This window comes from Ectothiorhodosinus mongolicus (genome assembly GCF_022406875.1).
GTDB lineage: Bacteria > Pseudomonadota > Gammaproteobacteria > Ectothiorhodospirales > Ectothiorhodospiraceae > Ectothiorhodospira > Ectothiorhodospira mongolica.
Map to the genome: position 1 here is coordinate 1,901,007 of NZ_CP023018.1, position 20,426 is coordinate 1,921,432.

Here is a 20,426-nt window from a genome sequence, read left to right on the forward strand (position 1 = left end):
ACCAAGAGACAACCTGCTTGAAACCCACCATCCGCTATGCCAGCATCCCTGCGTCCCCCGATCCGCGTGTGCCATGACCTCTGCTGCCGTCACCTCAAGCCCTCCCGAAGCGGCCATCGCCGAGGCCCGAGGTCTGCTCAAAACCTATGACGGGCGCATCGTCGTCGACCATATCGACCTCGCTGTGCGACCCGGCGAATTTTTCGGCCTGCTCGGGCCCAACGGCGCCGGCAAAACCACCACCTTGCGCATGCTCCTAGGCCACACCCCGCCCGATGCAGGGGAGCTCACGGTCCTGGGCTATCCCGTCCCGGCCATGGCCCGTGAAGCGCGCCAAAATTTAGGGGTCGTACCCCAATTTGATAATCTCGATCCTGACTTCACGGTTTGGGAGAACCTCTACACCTATGCGGAGTACTTTGGTCTGGGTGGGGCAGAGCGCTTGCGCCGCGTCGATGAGTTGCTCATCTTCGCCAACCTGAAAGAGCGCCAGACCGCGCGCATCAGCCAGCTCTCCGGCGGCATGCGTCGGCGCCTGATGCTCGCTCGCGCGCTCATCAATAACCCCGAACTGGTCATCCTCGACGAGCCTAGCACCGGTATGGATCCTCAGGCCCGCCATCACATCTGGCAGCGCCTCAAAGAACTGCAAAAACGGGGTACGACCCTCATTCTCACTACCCATTACATGGAAGAGGCTGAGCGCCTTTGCGATCGCCTGGCCATCATTGATCAGGGTCGAGTCGTTGCTTGCGGCAGCCCCCAAGCCCTGATTCAAGAGCATAAGGCTAAGGATCTGGAAACAGTATTCATCAAACTCACCGGCCACGAGCTGCGCGACTAGAGCCCATGCCCAACGCCCCCACCAAAGCCGCGCCCAAGGCCACAACCCAGTCTCGGCCTAACCCGTTGCGTACCACTCTGCCACGCTTGAGCCTGCGCGCATTGCCCGTTTGGCGGCGAAACCTACGCGTCTGGCGCAAAATCATGCTGCCCTCGATCATGGGTAACTTCGGCGAGCCGGTGCTGTACCTACTGGCCTTTGGCTTTGGCTTTGGCCTTTTGATTGGTGAGGTCGGCGACATCCCCTACATCGTGTTTCTCGCCTCCGGCATCATCTGCTCCAGCGCCATGAACACCTCCAGCTTCGAGGGCATGTACTCGGCCTACACCCGCATGTCCGAACAAAAAACCTGGGATGCCATGCTCGGTGCTCCGCTCAACCTAGACGACATCGTCTTTGGTGAAGTGCTCTGGGCCGCCACCAAAGCCTTATTTGCCGCTAGCGCCATGTTGGTGGTCGCATCAGTGCTTGGCCTAGTCGCCGATGCCCGTGCGTTACTCTCCCTGCCCGTCGTCTTTCTCGCTGGCTTCACCTTTGGTTCCATGGCGATGATCATGACCGCCGTATCGCGTAGCTACGATTTCTTTCTTTACTATTTCACATTAATTTTAACGCCTATGTTATTGCTATCTGGTGTATTTTTTCCCATGGATCAGCTGCCTCCCGTCGTCAGCCAAGTCATGGTCTGGCTGCCGCTGTATCATGTCATCGAGCTCGTACGCCCGCTGATCATCGGGCAATGGCCTACCCAAGTTCTGCTGCACCTTGGCGTTGTCTTGGCATACGGCCTCGCAGCTTTAAGTATCGCCACCGCCCTGTTAAAAAAGCGGCTGCTGTTCTAACGATGGAAACCTGCGCATGACCCCCAAGCGCACCTTAAACATAGGACCTCGCACATGAGCGAAAATCGCATGAAAGTTGGCTGCGTTGGACTGGGTATTATGGGTCGACCCATGAGCCTGCATGTGCAAAACGGTGGCCATGAACTTCATATCTGGGCCCGCCGTCCCGAGTCGCTGGAGCCGCTTAAAGCCGCTGGCGCCAACGCCCATAATAGCCTCACCGAGCTCATCCAAAGCGTCGATGTGCTCATTACCAACGTCTCAGACACCCCCGATGTTGAACAAATCCTGCTCGGACCTAGCGGCGTTAAAGAAACCGCCAGCTCCGGATTCACGGTCATTGACCACAGCACCATTTGTCCGGTGCGCACCCGTTATATGGCTGAGGCGCTGGCGGAAATGGGCATCGACTTTCTTGATGCCCCGGTCTCCGGCGGTGAAGCCGGCGCCATCGCCGGCACGCTCACGGTGATGGTCGGCGGTAAAGCCCCTGTGCTCGAAAAGCTGCGGCCGATCATCGACTGCGTCGCCGGCAAAATCACCCACGTCGGCGATCACGGCGCCGGGCAAATCACCAAGGCCTGCAACCAGCTCATCGTCGCCCAGTCATTGGTTGCCGTCTCCGAAGCTATTTCCTTGGCCGAAGCCGGCGGTGTGGATCCCGCAGCCATGCGCGAGGCGCTGCTCGGCGGTCTGGCTTATTCAAAAGTGCTGGAAGTCCATGGTCAGCGCATGCTCGATCGCGCCTACCCACCGGGCTTCAAAACCCGCTTGCACAGCAAAGACATGGGCATCGTCGTTCAAGCGGCTCAGCAACTCGGCGTGCCGCTGATGGGTGCCTCGCTGGCCGCCCAATGGCTGCACACCATGGCGGAGCAGGGGCGCGGCGAAGAGGATTCCGCTGTCGTCGCCGAACTTCAAAGGAAGCTCGCGGGTCAGAGCTAACGATGATCAGTCCAAAAGATGACGCGTCCCGGCAATGACAAGTCCTAACCGCCAGCAGAGCGCTGACATGGCCAGCTCCATCGATCCCCAAGAAGTCGAGCGCTATACCCAGCTGGCAAAAAGCTGGTGGGATCCCAGCGGGCCGTTCTGGCCATTACACACGCTCAACTGCGTGCGTACCGGCTACATTCGTGACCAGCTCTGCCACTATCTGGGCCGCGATCCGCAACAGCCCCAGCCGCTTACCGGCCTAGAGATTCTCGACATTGGCTGTGGCGGCGGTATTCTCAGCGAGGCGATGGCAGAACTCGGCGCCCGCGTCCATGGCGTTGATGTCACGCCACGCAACATCTTCATCGCCGAGCAGCATGCGCAAAACAGCGGGCTTGACCTGCGCTATGAATGCATCGCTGTCGAAGAGCTGGCCGCCACCGGTGCGCAATATGACGTCGTGCTGAATATGGAAGTGGTGGAGCATGTGGCGGATTTGCCCGGGTTCATGGCCGCCTGCAACCAGCTCGTCAAGCCCGGCGGCTTGGGCTTCATCGCCACCTTAAATCGCACTTGGATCGCCGGTTTCACCGCGATTTTTGGTGCTGAATATGTGCTCGGCTGGCTACCCAAAGGCACTCATCAGTGGCGCCGCTTCGTGCCGCCGAGAACACTAGAGGAGCTGCTCAATCGAGACAGTTTGGAGGTCATCGAGCGCACGGGTGTGCGGGTCAATCCCTTCACTCGCGGTATGTCGCTGACCCCATACATGGGCATCAATTACATGCTCATGTGGCGCCGCCTCAGTTCTGACCGGACTTCAGCTGCTTAATCTCTGCGCGTAAAGCGCTAATCTCCCGATGCAGCGCCTTGAGATCATCATGCAGCTGCTCGCTTTCGTTATGCACCACCTTCTCGATGGTCTCTTGCTCAAACTCCTGCTGTTCCACCGCTAGTGTCTGCATCGTGTTGACGATAATGGCGATAAATAAGTTCAAAATGGTAAAGGTCGCCACCAAAATAAAAGGCACGAAGAACACCCAAGCCCAAGGGAAGGTCTCCATCACTGGCCGCGAAATCCCCATCGACCAGCTCTCGAGCGTCATCACCTGGAATAGCGTGTACATCGAACGCCCCAGATGGCCAAACCACTCCGGGTATTGCTGGCCAAACAGGCCGGTGGCAATCACCGCAAACACGTAAAACAGCAAGATCAATAAACCGAAAATCGACAAAATGCCTGGCACAGCTTTGAGCAGCGCTTCGACGATAAAGCGCAACTTCGGCACCATCGACACCAAGCGCAGCAGCCTGAGGATTCGCAGCACCGCTAGCGGCCCGCTGGTGGGAATTAAGGCGATGCTCACCACCAGAAAATCAAACACATTCCAAGGTTGACGGAAAAACGCCGCGCGCTGCACGAACAGCTTGATTAATATCTCCACCACGAAAACGCTCAGAATCAAGCGATCCGCGCCGATCAGCCAAGGGCCCACCTGATCCATCAGGGCAGGGGAAGTCTCTAGCCCCAAAATCACCCCATTGATCAGAATCAGCGCGATAATCAGGCGCTGAGTTGTGCGGTTCTCGATGAAACCACCCAGCCGGCCCCGAAGACCAGAATCAACAGCAACCGACATAGCTCAGCCTTCCTCCAAAATAAAAATTGGGGACAATAAAAATTGGGGACAGACCCCTTTTTTTTCGAAAAAAGGGGTCTGTCCCCAATTTTTACAATTTAAATAACTGGGTGTCCTGCATCGCGCAGCATCCGCGTCAATCGAATCAAAGGCAGGCCGATCAGCGCCGAGGGATCCTCGCCCTCCAGGCGCTCAAACAGGGCCACCCCCAGACCCTCGGATTTGACGCTGCCAGCACAGTTTAGCGGCTGCTCCAGCGCGATATATCGCTGGATCTCAGCATCGCTTAAGACGCGAAAATGCACCTTAAAATCGACCCGATCCAGCTGCTCATCCCCCGAGTCCCCATCGTAAAGACAAAGCCCGGTATGCAGCGTCACACAACGACCCGACGAGGCGCGCAGCTGTTCCATCGCCTTGTCCTCGGTGCCTGGCTTACCCAGTACTTGCCCATCGAGCACCGCGCACTGATCCGAGCCGATGATCAATGCATCCGGATACTGCGAAGCCAGCGCCGTCGCCACTGCCCGGGCCTTAGCCTGTGACAAACGCAGCACCATCGCTTCGGGGCTCTCCTCAGGCTGCCGAGTCTCATCCACATCCGGCGAGAAACACGTGAAAGGCAGCCGTAAGCGCTCGAGTAATTCGCGGCGATAGGGAGAGCTCGAGGCCAAAATCAGGGGTTTGCTCATAGAATTCTCAGGGCAGCAGGCGACAGTGCAAAATTGCGGGGCGCTAGGGCAGCGTCAAAAAGCCCCGGCAGTATCCTTGATGCCTGCGCGGCTTTTCAAGCAGACACGCCCGTTTTTATTTTGACACCCATGGTCCCAGACCTTAGAATTGCGCGCTTATGTCCGTCGCAGCCTTGCCCCGTCAGGTCAATCCGTTATTACTGGCCAACCGGGGACAGTCACTGCGCGGCAGCTTGCCGGTGAAAAACTTTCCGCGGTTGGCAGAAGCAGTGGTGGATCTGCGTGGGCCAATCGTGGCAGAACTGGAGTTTGTGTTGACGCGCCCCGGGCGCTGCCGAATCCAGGGCAGGGTACAGGCGCCAGTGGCACTCACCTGCCAACGCTGCCTGCAGAGCATGGATTGGGACCTGGTCTCGGACTTTGCTTGGACACCAGTAACCGATGTTTTCAGTCGCGATGCGGCTGGGGGCGAAACGGCAGAAGCCGAGCCGGTAGAGTTAGAGGATGGACAGTTAGATGTGATCGTGGCGTTGGAGGACGAACTGCTCCTAGCGCTGCCAGCCGCGCCGCTGCATGAGGATACGAATTGCGCCGCGGGACTGAAAAAAGAATTTACGGCAGCTGAGCTGCAAGCAGGGCAAAAGCGGTCGGATAATCCCTTTGCCGTGCTGCAAGCACTCAAAGGCCAAGACAAGGGCAAGAATTAGGTTTTTACTGGAGAATCATCATGGCAGTTGCACAAGGTCGTACCACCCCCTCCCGTCGCGGCATGCGTCGTTCCCACGATGCGCTGTCCGGTCCGACGCTGTCGATCGAGCCCACCACGGGTGAACTGCATCGCCGGCATCACATCAGCGCCGATGGCTTTTACCGCGGTCGCCAGGTGATCAAGCCGCGCGAAGAGGCGGCTGACGAGGAATAAGCTGCCGCCGATGGCAGTCTCCTACACTATTGCTCTGGACGCCATGGGGGGTGACCATGGCGTCTCAGTCATCGTGCCAGCGGCCCAACAGGCCCTGCGCGAGTACAATGACCTCGCCTTGATTCTGGTGGGTCAGCCAGCCGCCATCGAGCCCGAACTCAAGGCTTGGAAAGCCAGCGAGCGGGAGCGCATACGCATCCAGCCCGCTAGTGAAGTCGTGGGCATGGATGAGCTGCCCTCTCAGGCCCTGCGTAACAAAAAAGACTCCTCAATGCGCGTTGCTGTGAACCTGGTCAAACAGGGCGAAGCGGCGGCCTGCGTGAGTGCCGGTAACACCGGTGCTCTGATGGCCACGGCCCGCTACGTCTTAAAAACCCTACCGGGTATCGATCGTCCTGCCATCATCACCGCCATACCCGCGATTGACGGTCACACCCATATGTTGGATCTGGGTGCCAACGTCGATTGTAGCGCTGAGCATCTCTACCAATTCGCGGTCATGGGTTCAGAGCTCGCTAGCGCCGTCGACAATATCCCCGCGCCGCGCATTGGCTTACTGAATATCGGTGAAGAAGAGATCAAAGGCAGTGATGCCATCCGCCAAGCCGCGCGCCTATTGGAAAATAGTCACTTGAACTACATCGGCTTCGTTGAAGGCAACGATATTTACGGTGATCGCGTTGATGTCGTGGTTTGTGATGGTTTCATCGGCAATGTCTCGTTAAAAACCAGCGAGGGCGTGGCGCGCATGATCTCGCACTTCGCGCGCACGGAATTCAATCGTAATTGGTTAACCCGCTTATCGGGCCTGTTGGCGATGCCGGTGCTCAAAGCCTTTCGTCGGCGCATTGACCCCGGCCGCTACAATGGCGCCAGCCTTTTGGGCCTGCAGGGTATCGTCATCAAAAGCCACGGCGGTGCTGACGCTGCAGCCTTTGCTAATGCCATCGGGATTGCCCGCATGGAGGCACAAAAGAGCATCCCGCAACGCATCGACAAGCGCTTAGAAGCCCTGCTCAGTCAACAAAAGGCAGCGCCCGCGTGACCCATTCCAAAATCCTCGGCACGGGCGGGTACTTGCCGGAAAAAGTCCTCACCAACCACGACCTCGAGGCCATGGTCGAGACCTCCGATGCCTGGATTCAAGAGCGCACCGGGATTCGCAAGCGCCACATCGTCTCCGATACTGAATCGACTTGTGACTTGGCGGAACAAGCCGCGCGCTGTGCTTTAGATATGGCTGGCTGCCGGCCTGAAGAGATCGACCTCATCATCATCGCCACCACCACGCCCGACCAAATTTTTCCCAGCACGGCCTCCATTCTGCAGCAACGCTTGAGGATTCATAACGCTTGTCCGGTATTTGATATTCAGGCTGTCTGCACGGGATTTGTGTATGCGCTGGGCATTGCTGATCAGTTCATCCGCAATGGCAGCGTCAAGCGCGCTCTGGTCATCGGCGCTGAGAGTTTCTCGCGCATCATTGACTGGACCGACCGCGGCACCTGCGTCTTATTCGGTGATGGCGCCGGTGCTGTGGTGCTAGGAGCCAGTGACGAACAGGGCATCATCGCCACCCATCTGCACGCTGATGGCCGCTATCGTACGCTCTTGCATGTCCCCGGTGGCCCGGGCAAAGCGCCGGCCGATCATGATGCCTGGGATCACCATGTGCACATGAAAGGTAATGAGGTTTTTAAATGGGCAGTCAATACCTTAGGGAAGATTGCTGAGGAAACGCTCGAGGCCAATGGCTTTGCCAAATCGGACCTCGACTGGCTCATCCCTCATCAAGCCAATGTGCGCATTATTCAAGCGACGGCGCGCAAGTTAAAACTCCCCATGGAGCGCGTCGTGGTCACGGTTCAAGATCACGGCAATACCTCAGCGGCCTCCGTACCCTTGGCTTTAGATGTGGCCGTGCGTGATGGCCGTATCCAACCCGGGCAGCTGCTGCTCATGGAAGCCTTTGGCGGTGGTTTTACCTGGGGTTCAGCGCTGGTTCGTTTCTAGTTGCGCGATGGCTAGCGCGCTGCCCATCACGGTATTTTTGGTTGACGACCATGCCCTGGTGCGCACCGCCATCGCCCGCATGCTCGAGAGTATCGAATCGCCCAATGTGACGGTTATTGGTGAGGCGCAAAGCGGTGAAGAGGCGCTGGAAGTGCTGCCGCGGCTGCGTCCTGATGTGGTGCTCATGGACTTGCATATGCCCGGTATGGGCGGTTACGAAGCCAGCCTCCGCCTGCGCGCCATCGATCCCGGGGTTCGCATTATTGTGCTGACCGCGCAAGACGACAGCCCTTATCCCGACTGGTTTCGCGATTGCGGCATTAGCGCCTACGTCACTAAAGACGCCAGCGCCGAGCAGCTTTTGGAAGCGATTTTGGGCGCCATGCAAGGGCAGCGGCAAATCCCCAACACCGATAGCCTGCCGGGCCAGCCGGAGATCGCTACGCGCATGACCCAACTCTCGCCGCGCGAGCGGCAGATGCTGATCCTATTGGTGCGCGGTATGCGGCCCATGGACGTGGCGCGCGAGCTAGATCTCAGCATCAAGACCGTGAGCACCTACAAAGCCCGCCTGCGCCAAAAACTCGACTGCCGCAGCGACATGGACCTGCTGCGCCTGGCGCTGGACTACGGTATCACCCGCCTGGAAAGCCCCCGTGCCTAACCCCGCCCCAAAAAAGGGGTCTGTCCCCATTTTTAAAAATGGGGACAGACCCCTTTTTGATCCTGATTGTCGGCGCTGCCCGCGTTTGGCGGGGTTTTTGGAGGAGGTGCGCAGCCAGCATCCGGGCTATCACGCGGCGCCGGTGCCGGCTTTCGGTGATCCCAAGGCGCGCTGCCTGATCGTCGGTTTGGCGCCTGGGATGCACGGCGCTAACGCCACCGGACGGCCCTTCACCGGCGATTACGCCGGCGTCCTGCTCTATGAAACGCTGCATGCTTTGGGCTTTGCCAATCAAGCCGAAGCGACGCATCGTGATGATGGGCTTAGTCTCAAAGGCATCAGAATCACCAATGCCGTCAAATGCCTGCCGCCACAAAATAAGCCGCTGCCGGCCGAGATCCGCGAGTGCAATGCCTATCTCAAAGCCGAACTTGACGAGCTTCCGCAACCCGCGGTGATCCTCGCCCTAGGCAGCATCGCCCACCAAGCCGTGATCCGCGCTCTGGGGCTGAAACAAGCCGACTATCGTTTTGCTCATGGCGCGGAGCACAGGGTCAGCGAAAGCCGTACCCTGATAGATTCTTACCACTGCAGTCGTTACAACACACAAACCCGGCGCCTGACCGCGGAAATGTTTCATGCGGTCCTAACGCGCGTCCGGGAGCGGGTGGACGCCTATGACCGATCCCACCCCTGAGCCACAAAGCTTTGACGGCAAAGCCTTCGTCCGGCGTCTCAGCCACGCCCCCGGCGTCTACCGCATGCTCGACAAACGGGGTACGACCCTATACGTGGGCAAAGCGCGCGATCTGAAAAAACGCGTCAGCAGCTATTTCCAAAAACAAGTCTCTGGCCCGCGCATTCAGTCCATGGTCACGCAAATCACCGATATTCAGGTGACCGTCACCGCGACCGAAGCCGAAGCCCTGCTGCTGGAAAGCAATCTCATCAAACAGTACCGGCCGCGCTACAACGTGCTGCTGCGCGATGACAAAAGCTATCCGATGATCTTTATCAGCGATCACACCTATCCGCGCATCAGTTTTCATCGCGGCCCGCGGCGGCGCCAAGGCCAGTATTTCGGGCCTTACCCTTCCGCCGGAGCGGTGAGGGAAACACTGCATCTGTTACAAAAAATCTTTCTATTAAGGCCCTGCACCGATAGCTATTTCTCGCATCGCTCCCGGCCTTGTCTGCAATACCAAATCCAGCGCTGCTCAGGGCCCTGCGTGGGCCTAGTGGCACCCGAGGATTACGCCAGTGATGTGGCTCATGCGGTGGATTTTCTGCAGGGGCGCAGTGACCAAGTGATCGCCGCGCGTGTAGAAAAAATGGAAGCCGCCGCTGCGCAACTGGATTTCGAGCAGGCAGCGCGCCTACGTGATCAAATCAGCCAATTGCGCCAGGTCTCGGAGCGCCAATACGTGAGCGGTCAAAGTGGCGATGTCGACATTATCGCTGTGTGTACCGGAGGAGGGCAGGCTTGCGTGCAGGTCTTCTCTATCCGCGCCGGCCTTAACCTCGGCAATAAATCGTTGTTTCCGCGTCTGCCTGAGGAGGCTTCGCCGGAAGCTTTAATGACCACGGTGATCAGCCAGTATTACCTTGGCCATGACGTGCCCAAAGAGATCATCCTCAGCCATGCCCCCGAGGATGAGGCGACGCTTGGGGCCATGCTGGAGTTACGCGCCGGACGCAAGGTGCAGATGAGCCACAAGGTCCGCGGCGAGCGTGCCCGCTGGCTGGAGATGGCGGTGCGCAATGCGCAAATGTCGCTGGACTCTCATCTGGCCACACGCGCTGGGATGCAGCAGCGCCTCGAGGGCCTAAAAAAAGCGCTCAACCTCCCAGCGCCGCCCATGCGTATGGAGTGTTTCGATATCAGCCACTCCCACGGCGAGGCCACGGTCGCTTCTTGTGTGGTGTTCAACGCCGAGGGTCCGGTGAAATCGGACTACCGCCGCTTCAACATCACAGACATTACGCCCGGCGATGATTATGCTGCCATGCATCAGGCGTTGATGCGCCGCTTTCGTCGCCTCAAAAATGGCGAGGGTCGCAGCCCCGACGTGTTATTCATTGATGGCGGCAAAGGTCAGGTCAGCCAAGCGCGTGAGGTACTTGAGACATTGCAGATCACCGACATCAAGATCGTTGGCGTGGCCAAGGGCGAGGGGCGCCGCGCAGGTCTGGAGACCCTCGTATTGAGCGATGCGCAAGGGCCGACTATACTGCCTCACGACTCAGCGGCGCTGCATCTGATCCAACAGATCCGCGATGAAGCCCACCGCTTTGCCATCACCGGCCACCGTCAGCGCCGCGCCAAGGCCCGCAAAACCTCGGTGTTAGAACAAATCGCCGGCATGGGTCCGCGCCGCCGCCAGCAGCTCTTGCAGCATTTCGGCGGATTGCAAGGCGTAGCGCGTGCTGGGGTGGAAGAAATCAGTAAAGTACCCGGCATCAGTCGGAAACTGGCACAGGATATTTTTGATGCGCTGCATGACGACTGACCGATGAATAGCTCTATTCCCAATCTACTGACCTGGATGCGCATAGCCCTGATCCCCTTGATCGTGGTGGCGTTTTATTATCCTTCGCAGTACGCCGGGCCCATCGCCGCGGGGATTTTTGCCTTGGCTGGCCTTACCGATTGGCTGGATGGCTATTTGGCGCGCAAGCTCGACCAAACTTCACGCTTTGGCGCTTTTCTTGATCCCGTTGCTGATAAGCTTATGGTCGCCACTGCGCTAGTGCTGCTGGTCGACCAGCTCGGTGGCTTGCTTTTGACCTTGGCTGCCGCTGTCATTATCGGCCGCGAAATCGCCATCTCCGCCTTGCGCGAGTGGATGGCCGAGCTGGGTCAGTCCGGCATCGTCGCCGTCTCGTGGATCGGTAAAGTCAAAACCACCGCGCAGATGATCGCCATCTTCCTGCTGCTTTGGGGCCTGCCAGTCGTGGGCCTGCCGCTGCTCTACGCCGCCGCCGGCCTCACGCTCTGGTCCATGTTCCTCTACCTGCGCGCTGCAAAAAAGGGGTTAAAAAAGGGGACGGATTTATTTTCCGGAAGAAAATAAATCCGTCCCCTTTTTTACGTCCCCTTTTTTAACCGCCGCCGCCTTCGACCTCAGGATGCTGCGCCGCTGTCTTGGTGAAGCGCACAGCCCGCGGATAGGGGAAGACATCGCCATGAATGCCTTGGTTGACGTCGTCTTGGCGCGCGCGCCAGTACTGATAATCCCAAAGATCCGGGTGCAGCTTCATCAATAGGCGTCGAATCCTCGGATCCGTGCTCAAAAAGGTCGGAAACTCCTCGGGGAAAATCTCATTCGGTCCCGCTGAGTACCAAGCATCTGAGCTCAACTCATCCTCAGGGAAAGGCGAGGGCGGGATCTTGCGAAAATGACACTCGGTGAGATAACAAATCTCGTCATAATCATAAAACACCACCTTACCCGAGTCCGTCACCCCAAAGTTTTTAAACAGCAAATCACCCGGGAAAATGTTCACCGCCATCAACTGCTTAATCGCCAAACCCCAATCATCCAAAGCAGACTGCGTCGCCGGCTCATCGGCATCGGTAAGATAGACATCCAGCGGCAGCATGCGCTTCTCGATATAGACGTGATCGATGTACAGATTGCCCTGATCAATCTCCAGCTGACTTCCCACTTCTTTATGCAAAATCTCCAACAGCGCCGGATCGAAACGATCCAACGGAAAGGCCACCTTCGAGAACTCTAAGGTATCGGCCATACGACCCACTCGGTCATGCATCTTCACCTGCAGATAACGCCGCTTCACCAGCTCATGGGTGACTTCTTTTTGCGGCGGGAAACGATCCTTAATGACCTTAAATACGTAAGGGAAGGTGGGCAGCGTAAACACCACCATCACCAAGCCCGGCGTGCCGGCGGCCACGACAAGGTGGTCCTGGCTGATTGCGAGATGATTGAGAAAGTCGCGATAAAACTCGTTCTTCGCCTGCTTGTGAAAGCCAATGCTCATATACAGCTCAGCAGCGGGCTTATGCGGCATGATGTCCTGTAAAAATGCGATGGTCGCCGCCGGCACCGGGGTCTTCACCAAGAAATATGCCCGCGCAAAACTAAATACAGACTCCGCTTCTTCTTCAGTGGTCAACAAGGCATCGGCCACTAGGCCACCTCGTTCGTTATTGATCACCGGGATAATCAATGGGTGGCTTTGCCCGTCACAGACCACACGGCCGATCAAATAAGCCGCTTTGTTCCTAAAAAATGGAAACTCCAAAACATCAATACGGGCATCACTCAAAGCCTCTTGGCTAAAGCAGGAACGGGCCGCCAGAGCTTCTGCGATATTTTTCACATCATGCGCGAGGTCTGCATAAGGCGTGCGGAAATAAAACGCCGAGAGCACCTCCCAAGCGCAAGTCTCCAGCCCACCATCATGCGTGTAAAATGAGAGATAGCCGCGATGCCGCTCCGCCAAATCCTGACGATTGGCCACAGACTCCAAAAAGATATTGTCGTTATTGAAATAAGCGCGATCGAACATGCGACAAAACACCGAGTTATAAAACGTCTCGGCCAGTTCTGGTCGCGAATGATGCGCCAACAACTCGATGTAACATTGCTTGACGCGCCGCCATAAGGGCTCATTCAGATCGTCAATGCCAAAGGTGGCGCGAACCTTATCCACGGCTTCATTAACGCGGCGGTCATAGGAGCTGATGCGATCCACAGCCGCCGCTCGCACCGCTTCCCACTCCGCTTTCTCGAAATGATCGCGGGCGCTGCTGGTGATCTCTTGAAAAAACGAGAAGTGCCGCTCAAAGCCGGTGAGGATGGATCGGGCAATTTGTCGGGCACTATCGATCATCTAGCGAATCCGTCATGACTCAAGATCACGGTTTTTCAGGCTTGCAATTTTGCAGGGCATTAAATAAGGTTGCCAGACCGTAATGTTGCGATGCACAAAGTCGGTGCAACTATAGCCCCTTTGCCGGGCGATAACAATTCCATATCAGAGGAAAATGGCAAGATGACGAGCAGAGACGAGCAAATCAAGGCCCTGGAGAAAGATTGGGCGGAAAATCCCCGCTGGAAGAACGTAAAGCGCGGTTACAGCGCTGCTGACGTCGTGCGTCTGCGCGGCTCGGTTCAGCCCGAATATACCCTGGCGCGCCATGGCGCAGAGAAACTCTGGGACCGTGTCAACGGTTCTGCCAAGAAAGGCTATGTGAATGCTTTTGGTGCCATCACTGCTGGCCAGGCCATGCAGCAGGCCAAAGCGGGCCTTGAAGCTGTGTATCTCTCCGGCTGGCAGGTCGCTGCCGACGGCAACACCTCCGAAACCATGTATCCCGACCAGTCCTTGTACGCCTATGACTCGGTTCCGACCATGGTTCGCCGCATCAACAATACCTTCAAGCGCGCCGATGAAATCCAGTGGTCACGCGACATTAACCCCGGTGATGAAGGCTACGTAGACTACTTCCTGCCCATCGTTGCTGATGCTGAAGCCGGTTTTGGTGGCGTCTTGAACGCTTTTGAGCTGATGAAGAACATGATCTCTGCGGGCGCTGCTGGCGTGCACTTTGAAGATCAGCTCGCCGCTGTGAAGAAATGCGGTCACATGGGCGGTAAGGTGTTGGTACCGACCCAGGAAGCGGTGGAAAAACTCATCGCCGCGCGTTTTGCTGCCGACGTGATGAACGTGCCGACCATCGTTTTGGCGCGCACCGACGCGGAAGCTGCCAACCTGTTGACTTCCGATCACGACGCCAACGACAAGGCCTTCCTCACCGGTGAGCGCACCCAGGAAGGCTTCTACCGCGTCAAGAATGGTTTGGAGCAGGCCATCAGCCGTGGCATCGCTTACGCCCCTTACGCCGACTTGGTGTGGTGTGAGACCGGCACGCCGGATCTGGGCTTTGCCCGTGAGTTCGCTCAGGCCGTGCAGCAGGCGTGCCCCGGTCAGCTCTTGGCCTACAACTGCTCGCCGTCGTTCAACTGGAAGAAGAACCTGGACGATGCCACCATCGCTAAGTTCCAGGAAGAGCTTTCCGCCATGGGCTACAAGTACCAGTTCATCACCTTGGCCGGTATCCACGTCAACTGGTACAACACCTTCAACTTCGCCTACAACTACGCTCGCGGCGAGGGCATGAAGCACTATGTGAACATGGTGCAGCAGCCTGAGTTTGATGCTCGCGAACGTGGTTATACCTTCGTCTCGCACCAGCAGGAAGTGGGTGCCGGTTACTTCGACGATGTCACCACTGTGATCCAGGGTGGCGCCTCTTCAGTAACCGCCTTGACGGGTTCCACCGAGGAAGAACAATTCCACGGTTAATCCCCGTTAAGTAAGACCTGATGCCGGTGTTCTGATAAAAGCGGAGCACCGGCATTTTTTTAAGGCAACATGAATTTGAGGAAGACAGCATCATGATGGCATCGACCCTGAAATTCTCGGGTACGGCAGATTTATGCGATGAACACGGCGATGAGATCCGCATCTGTGAGCCGATCTTTCGCGACTTTGGCGGCGATAAAGCCTTCTCTGGCCATATCCACACCGTCAAATGCTTTGAGGACAACTCGCTGGTGCGCCAGGCACTCAGCCAAGACGGCCGCGGCCGGGTGTTGGTGGTGGATGCCGGCGGCTCATTGCGTTGCGCTATGCTCGGCGATCAGCTTGCATTATTGGCCGTGAAAAATGGCTGGGCGGGCGTGGTCATGTATGGCTGCATCCGCGATGCATTGGCTTGCAGCCAGGAGCCCCTAGGCATCAAAGCCCTCACCACGCACCCCAAGAAAAGCGAGAAGCGCGGCATCGGTGAAGAAAACATCCCGCTGCACTTCGCTGGCGTCGACTTCATCCCCGGCGACCGCCTCTTCGCCGACGAAGACGGCATCGTCCTCCTACCCGGGTAAAAAAAACGAAAAAAACGGGGACAGATTTATTTTTTCGTGAAAAAATAAATCTGTCCCCGTTTTTTGATGACGCCATGACCCCAAACCGATTGCGACTGATAGTTTCATGCCCTGACCAAGTGGGGATCGTTGCCGCGGTCAGCGGTTTTCTGGCAGAGCAGGGCGGCTCGATTACCGAGGCCAGCCAGCACTGTGATCCGGTGACCGGCCAGTTCTTCATGCGTTATGAGATTGATGCCGCCTCGCTGCCCTTCGGCAGCGCCGAGCTTCGCGCCCAGTTCACCCCCATCGCTGAGCGCTTTGCCATGCAGTGGCAAGTGCACGATGCCAGCCGACCCCGCCGAGTCGTACCTTTGGTCAGCCGCATGGAGCACTGCCTCGGCGATATTCTTGCCCGCTGGCGCAGTGGCGAGCTGGTGATGGACATCCCCTGCATCATCTCCAACCACGAAGACATGCGGGATCTCGTGGAGTGGCATGGCATCACGTTTCATCATGTGCCGGTAGATCCACAAAACAAAGCTAAGGCCTTTGCGCGCCTCAATGAGCTATTGGACGCGCATCAAGCCGAGGTCGTGGTCTTGGCGCGCTATATGCAGATCCTGCCCCCTGACCTATGCCAGGCCTATGCCGGCCGCGTGATCAATATTCACCACAGCTTCCTGCCGTCGTTTGTCGGCGCCAAGCCTTACCAGCGCGCCTTTGATCGCGGTGTGAAGCTTATCGGCGCGACTTGTCATTACGTCACCGATCAGCTCGACGAAGGCCCGATTATCGAACAGGATGTTATCCGCGTTCGCCACGATCACAGCGTTGACGATTTGGTGCGCTTAGGCCGAGATGTCGAGCGCACTGTCCTGTCCCGCGGCCTGCGCTACCACCTTGAAGACCGCGTCCTCATCCACGCCAACAAAACCGTCGTCTTCGCCTAATCGCGTCTCAAAAAACGGGGTCTGACCCCTGTGGATAAGTTGAGGTTGACCACGAACCCGTGACAGCCTATCGTGATCACTTGACATTACATGACATTAAACGGGTGCGCCATGAGCCAAATTACAGCACGACTGCCCGATGAAATCGTCGCATCGTTAGACGCTGCGGCGGCACGTTTGCATCGTTCGCGAGCGGATATAATCCGACGGGCCATTGAATATTACCTCGATGACTTCGAGGATATCGCCTGTGCAATTAGCGTGTTGCAAGACCCAGCAGACGCTTCCTTGGATTGGGATAAGGCGAAGGGTGATTTACTCGGTCTCGATTAAACAGAGCGCATTCAAGGCTCTGGCGCGTGTTCCGCGAGTGGAGCGGCTGCGCATAGCCGAGAACATTGAGCTGTTGAAAACGCGCCCGAATGCAGGGTCTGTTCTCAAAGGAGAGCTGAACGGCTTGAGGCGCATCCGAGTCGGCAATTACCGAATTGTCTATGAGGTTCAAGACCAGAAACTTACCGTGCTCGTCGTGCGGATCGGACACCGTCGTGACATCTACCGGTAACCACGCGAGTGTCATGACCACGGCCTGCCCCAGAAAAAGGGGTCTGTCCCCATTTCTTAAAAAAAGGGGTCTGTCCCGATTTTTTATTTTGTTGTTGTGCATCGCGCCATCAGCTGCCGCCGCAGATATGAGCTGGCAGGCGTTTTTCTGCCCGCAAGACTACGTGCTCGAGCCGCATGATGCGCGGCAGCAGTGCGATCTCAAGGAGCGCCCCGAAGCCAACCGCTTTGATCTTAAAGCCCCGCAACAGTGGATTCGGCTACAAGTCGACCGCCCGGACGCAACGCCCATAGACGCTCAACTCAGCATCGGGCCGTTCTACCTGGCCGGCATCGAGGTCTACGCGCTACAAGCCAACGAGATAAGCTTCATCGGTCGAGCCGGAGCAGAGCAACGTGCCAGTCGCGCGCAGCTATCGCTAGGCGCCTATGTCTTCCCCGTGCACCTAAAAGAATCCAGATCAACAGATCTGTTAGTGCGCATCACCGCCCCCAGCGTTGCCCATTGGCACGTCACGCTCGAGCCCATGACTGCCGCTCACGAAACCCAAGAGCGGCAGATGCTGATCGCACTGCATTTGGGGATGCTGGTCGCCCTGGCGCTGATCGCGGTCATCGGCTTTGCGCTGCGCCGTTCATCCGTCAACTTCCGCTTAGCCCTTTTTAACGTCGCCATCTTGCTCACCGTTGCCACTGGGAGCGGCTTTGCAGCGCTGTACTGGCCGCAATGGCCCACCGACATCGCCGCCATGGCATTTGTCACCATGGTTGTCTTGCGCACTGCCATCTGGGGCTGGCTCTATCAAGGCCTCATCCGCCCGCATTTGCAGAGTCAGCTCTATCAAATCGCTTGTTATGCCAGCTATGGATTAGCCGCCATCGCCATTGCACTGTACTGGCTGGATATGGGTGGCTGGGCGCGCTTTTTGACTCTGATCTTGGTCCTCGCGATCCCCATCCTGCATACCATTGCCGCGCTAGCCACCCGAGGCATGGCGTCTTCATTAAAAACCATCCTGGTCGGCTCATTGCTGGTCTATCACGCGTTGCACATCTTTGCCTTGGTGCTGGTCACCCAGTACAGCGGCCAAAGCGATGCGCCCATCACCATCACGCGGATTTTGGACCTTGCTATCCCGCTATTGGCGATGGCAACCGTCTTTTTGCGCAATCGCGCCACCGATCAGATGCTTCAAGAAGCCGAACAAGCCTTGATGCAAAAACAGGCGCAACTGGACTATGAAAGCCGTTTGCATGAGGAAAAGCGCTTACTCATCGACATGTTGGGCCATGAGATTAAGAACCCCTTAGCCGCCATCAGTATGGCCAGCAACAACCTGCAGAACCTCGTCGTTACAGAAAACCCCAGCGCTCAGAGGCGCCTCGCCAATATCAAGCGCGCCGCTAATGACATCGATGAGGTGATGGAGCGCTGCAATCTCGCCAATCGCCTAGAGTCGGAGGCGCTGACGGCGCAGATCACTAATGTCCTGCTTAAGCCAATGTGGCAGGAACTGATTCAAGAATCCGGTCAGGCCGAGCGCTTTATATTTGCCGCGCTTACCCCGGTTGAGATCCAAGCAGACGCGCAGCTGGTTAAAACCGTCGCCCGCAATCTTTTGGAAAATGCGCTCAAGTACGGTCTTCCGCAAAAGCCAATTAGCATCGAGCTACTGCCCGCAGACTTAGAGAGCGGTATACAAGGCGGTTTTGCTGTCAGCAACGATATCGAACCCAACCTACGCCCCGACCCAGACAAGCTCTTCAGCCGCTATTACCGCCAAGAGGGGCAGGGAAGTCGCCGTGGCACGGGGCTAGGCCTTAGCCTTTGTCGTCAGCTGGTCGAACTCATGCACGGCAGCATAAACTACGAGCTCACACCCAACGCCATCCGCTTTACCGTCACTTTTAAGTAATGGGGTCAGACCCCAACTGGGGTCGTACCCCATTCCTTGAGCATCAGGTTATACAATGAATCAGCCCGCCCAAAAATCCATCGCCATCGTCGAAGACGACCGCGGCCTGCGCGAAGAGCTCGCTTGTTTCTTTGAAGACCATGGCTACACCGCCCATGAGGCCATCAGCCTCGAAGGACTCATGGAGATTCTCCAATTGTCCAACCCCGAAGTGGTCATTCTCGATCTTAACCTACCCGGCAAAAGCGGCCTTGAGATCGCCCGCGAGCTGCGCCAGCGCGTCCCCAGTATCGGCATCATCATGCTCACCGCCCGCAACCAGCTCAATGATCGCATCAAGGGTTACGACACCGGCGCTGACATCTACCTCACCAAGCCCACTGATCCCGAAGAACTGCTTGCCGCGGTGACCAGCCTATCCCGACGCGTTCAAGGCACCAACAACGCGGCATGGAACCTAGACATCAAACAGCATGCATTAAGCGATGAACAAGAGGCGATAGTCATCGAGCTCACCCAAGTGGAAACAGCGATCCTCAAGGCTTTGGTTCTGGCTCCCAATGGGCTTATGGATGCCGGCGAACTCTTGGGTATGATCGAGGAGCAATTCCCGGACCGAGCAGGCACCCGCCGATCACTGGAAAACATCATCAGTCGCCTGCGCAAAAAAACCACCGAAGCCAGCCCAGATATCTCCCGCCAAGCCCCCATCAAGGCGCATCGCAACGCCGGCTACCAGCTCACCATCCCCCTGCAAATCAAACCTTAATGTAAAAACGGGGACTAAAAACGGGGACAGATTTATTTTTTCATGAAGAAAAATAAATCTGTCCCCGTTTTTGCACTAATAGTATGCTATTATATACTCTTAGTATGATAATGATGGAGCGATTAGATGAGCACTGTACGTAAGACAATTACGCTCACCGACACGCAAGATGCGTGGATAAGGGCGCAGGTGGCCAGTGGCGGTTACACAAATGACAGCGAATATGTCCGGCATCTCATCCGACAGGAACAAGAAAAACTAAGCCTGTTGAGAGCTGCGATCGACGACGGACTGGCGAGTGGTGTCAGTAGCCGGTCTTTGGATGAGATTTGGCATGAGGTCGAAAGCCGATATCGCGTAGCCGATGAGTGAATATCGATTTACGAAGCTGGCTGCTCGAGATCTTGAGGGCATTGCCAAATTTACTATTGAACGCTTCGGGCTAGATCAGGCGAGACGCTATCGCGACGAACTGAGGTTATGCTTTGAAAAGCTGGCTGAACATCCCCGCCTCGGACAGCGCGCCGAACACCTTGGAGTAGGCCTGCGTCGTCACGAACATGGCTCACATATCGTGTTCTATAAATCTACCGGAATAGGCGTACTGATTGCGCGTATTTTGCACCGACGTATGGATGCTCGAGGCCGACTATAGAAAAGTCACTCAAAATGGGGTCGTACTAAAAACGGGGACAGATTTATTTTTCTTCATGAAAATAAATCTGTCCCCGTTTTTAGTCCCCGTTTTTGAGAGGGAGTGAGAAGTTCAGCGAAA

General features: G+C 56.9%; 24 protein-coding genes. 21 read left to right on the top strand and 3 right to left on the bottom strand.

What is annotated here, in order from left to right; all coding sequences use genetic code 11:
• Positions 1-73 precede the first annotated feature (73 nt).
• The 4 genes from CKX93_RS09210 to ubiG are packed head-to-tail and all read left to right on the top strand — an operon-like array spanning position 74 to position 3,454.
• On the top strand, positions 74-844 hold the full coding sequence (locus CKX93_RS09210; RefSeq protein WP_076754070.1) for an ABC transporter ATP-binding protein: 771 nt from the start codon (positions 74-76) through the stop codon (positions 842-844).
• Between the two features lie 5 nt (positions 845-849).
• A complete protein-coding gene (locus CKX93_RS09215; protein WP_076754071.1) occupies positions 850-1,686 on the top strand; it encodes an ABC transporter permease in 837 nt (278 codons plus the stop codon).
• Positions 1,687-1,740: 54 nt separating this feature from the next.
• The gene (locus tag CKX93_RS09220; RefSeq protein ID WP_234982753.1) at positions 1,741-2,631 is read left to right on the top strand and encodes an NAD(P)-dependent oxidoreductase; all 891 of its coding nucleotides are present in this window, start codon (positions 1,741-1,743) and stop codon (positions 2,629-2,631) included.
• A gap of 34 nt (positions 2,632-2,665) precedes the next feature.
• Positions 2,666-3,454, top strand: a complete 789-nt coding sequence (gene ubiG / locus CKX93_RS09225) for a bifunctional 2-polyprenyl-6-hydroxyphenol methylase/3-demethylubiquinol 3-O-methyltransferase UbiG (protein ID WP_076754075.1) — start codon at positions 2,666-2,668, stop codon at positions 3,452-3,454.
• Here the strand turns inward: ubiG and CKX93_RS09230 are convergent.
• Both CKX93_RS09230 and CKX93_RS09235 read right to left on the bottom strand, forming a co-directional pair.
• The gene (locus CKX93_RS09230) at positions 3,426-4,262 is read right to left on the bottom strand and encodes an ion transporter (protein ID WP_076754077.1); all 837 of its coding nucleotides are present in this window, start codon (positions 4,260-4,262) and stop codon (positions 3,426-3,428) included. The two genes, ubiG and CKX93_RS09230, sit on opposite strands and share 29 nt — an antisense overlap.
• A 98-nt stretch (positions 4,263-4,360) precedes the next feature.
• On the bottom strand, positions 4,361-4,954 hold the full coding sequence (locus CKX93_RS09235) for a Maf family protein (protein ID WP_076754079.1): 594 nt from the start codon (positions 4,952-4,954) through the stop codon (positions 4,361-4,363).
• 158 nt (positions 4,955-5,112) lie between these two features.
• On the opposite strand from CKX93_RS09235, the gene CKX93_RS09240 reads away from it, so the two are divergent.
• Genes CKX93_RS09240 through pgsA form a run of 8 tightly spaced genes read left to right on the top strand, consistent with a single transcriptional unit; the run spans position 5,113 to position 11,627 of the window.
• Positions 5,113-5,661, top strand: coding sequence for a YceD family protein (locus tag CKX93_RS09240; protein WP_076754080.1), 549 nt, complete (start codon positions 5,113-5,115; stop codon positions 5,659-5,661).
• 20 nt (positions 5,662-5,681) lie between these two features.
• Complete coding sequence (gene rpmF / locus CKX93_RS09245) at positions 5,682-5,876, top strand: 50S ribosomal protein L32 (protein ID WP_076754082.1); 195 nt, start codon at positions 5,682-5,684, stop codon at positions 5,874-5,876.
• Between the two features lie 10 nt (positions 5,877-5,886).
• On the top strand, positions 5,887-6,921 hold the full coding sequence (gene plsX / locus CKX93_RS09250; protein WP_076754084.1) for a phosphate acyltransferase PlsX: 1,035 nt from the start codon (positions 5,887-5,889) through the stop codon (positions 6,919-6,921).
• Positions 6,918-7,889, top strand: a complete 972-nt coding sequence (locus CKX93_RS09255) for a beta-ketoacyl-ACP synthase III (RefSeq protein WP_076754085.1) — start codon at positions 6,918-6,920, stop codon at positions 7,887-7,889. Before plsX ends, CKX93_RS09255 begins: the two co-directional genes overlap by 4 nt.
• 7 nt (positions 7,890-7,896) lie before the next feature.
• Positions 7,897-8,553, top strand: coding sequence for a response regulator (locus CKX93_RS09260; RefSeq protein ID WP_076754087.1), 657 nt, complete (start codon positions 7,897-7,899; stop codon positions 8,551-8,553).
• Between the two features lie 28 nt (positions 8,554-8,581).
• On the top strand, positions 8,582-9,250 hold the full coding sequence (locus CKX93_RS09265; RefSeq protein WP_076755139.1) for a uracil-DNA glycosylase: 669 nt from the start codon (positions 8,582-8,584) through the stop codon (positions 9,248-9,250).
• Positions 9,231-11,063 (top strand): excinuclease ABC subunit UvrC, encoded by a 1,833-nt coding sequence (gene uvrC / locus CKX93_RS09270; RefSeq protein WP_076754089.1) that lies wholly within the window; start codon positions 9,231-9,233, stop codon positions 11,061-11,063. Before CKX93_RS09265 ends, uvrC begins: the two co-directional genes overlap by 20 nt.
• A 3-nt stretch (positions 11,064-11,066) precedes the next feature.
• Entirely contained in the window at positions 11,067-11,627 is a 561-nt protein-coding gene (gene pgsA / locus CKX93_RS09275) for a CDP-diacylglycerol--glycerol-3-phosphate 3-phosphatidyltransferase (protein ID WP_076754091.1), read from the top strand.
• Between the two features lie 28 nt (positions 11,628-11,655).
• Here pgsA and aceK read toward each other — a convergent pair whose 3' ends face one another.
• Positions 11,656-13,413, bottom strand: a complete 1,758-nt coding sequence (gene aceK, locus CKX93_RS09280; RefSeq protein WP_076754092.1) for a bifunctional isocitrate dehydrogenase kinase/phosphatase — start codon at positions 13,411-13,413, stop codon at positions 11,656-11,658.
• Positions 13,414-13,575: 162 nt separating this feature from the next.
• On the opposite strand from aceK, the gene aceA reads away from it, so the two are divergent.
• From aceA to CKX93_RS09325, 9 genes are all read left to right on the top strand, one after another.
• The gene (gene aceA, locus CKX93_RS09285; RefSeq protein ID WP_076755141.1) at positions 13,576-14,889 is read left to right on the top strand and encodes an isocitrate lyase; all 1,314 of its coding nucleotides are present in this window, start codon (positions 13,576-13,578) and stop codon (positions 14,887-14,889) included.
• 92 nt (positions 14,890-14,981) lie between these two features.
• Entirely contained in the window at positions 14,982-15,470 is a 489-nt protein-coding gene (gene rraA, locus CKX93_RS09290) for a ribonuclease E activity regulator RraA (RefSeq protein ID WP_076754094.1), read from the top strand.
• A gap of 74 nt (positions 15,471-15,544) precedes the next feature.
• Positions 15,545-16,402: a formyltetrahydrofolate deformylase gene (gene purU, locus CKX93_RS09295; RefSeq protein ID WP_076754096.1), complete on the top strand. Its 858-nt coding sequence runs from the start codon at positions 15,545-15,547 to the stop codon at positions 16,400-16,402.
• Positions 16,403-16,513: 111 nt separating this feature from the next.
• Positions 16,514-16,735 (top strand): ribbon-helix-helix protein, CopG family, encoded by a 222-nt coding sequence (locus tag CKX93_RS09300; RefSeq protein ID WP_076754097.1) that lies wholly within the window; start codon positions 16,514-16,516, stop codon positions 16,733-16,735.
• Complete coding sequence (locus CKX93_RS09305; RefSeq protein ID WP_234982754.1) at positions 16,632-16,967, top strand: type II toxin-antitoxin system RelE family toxin; 336 nt, start codon at positions 16,632-16,634, stop codon at positions 16,965-16,967. The genes CKX93_RS09300 and CKX93_RS09305 overlap by 104 nt, the downstream gene beginning before the upstream one ends.
• A 127-nt stretch (positions 16,968-17,094) precedes the next feature.
• Entirely contained in the window at positions 17,095-18,882 is a 1,788-nt protein-coding gene (locus CKX93_RS09310; protein ID WP_159435504.1) for a sensor histidine kinase, read from the top strand.
• 55 nt (positions 18,883-18,937) lie between these two features.
• A complete protein-coding gene (locus CKX93_RS09315) occupies positions 18,938-19,651 on the top strand; it encodes a response regulator transcription factor (protein ID WP_076754103.1) in 714 nt (237 codons plus the stop codon).
• Positions 19,652-19,777: 126 nt separating this feature from the next.
• Positions 19,778-20,023, top strand: coding sequence for a type II toxin-antitoxin system ParD family antitoxin (locus tag CKX93_RS09320; RefSeq protein WP_076754104.1), 246 nt, complete (start codon positions 19,778-19,780; stop codon positions 20,021-20,023).
• Positions 20,016-20,306 (top strand): type II toxin-antitoxin system RelE/ParE family toxin, encoded by a 291-nt coding sequence (locus CKX93_RS09325; protein WP_076754106.1) that lies wholly within the window; start codon positions 20,016-20,018, stop codon positions 20,304-20,306. The genes CKX93_RS09320 and CKX93_RS09325 overlap by 8 nt, the downstream gene beginning before the upstream one ends.
• The last annotated feature ends 120 nt before the right edge of the window (positions 20,307-20,426 follow it).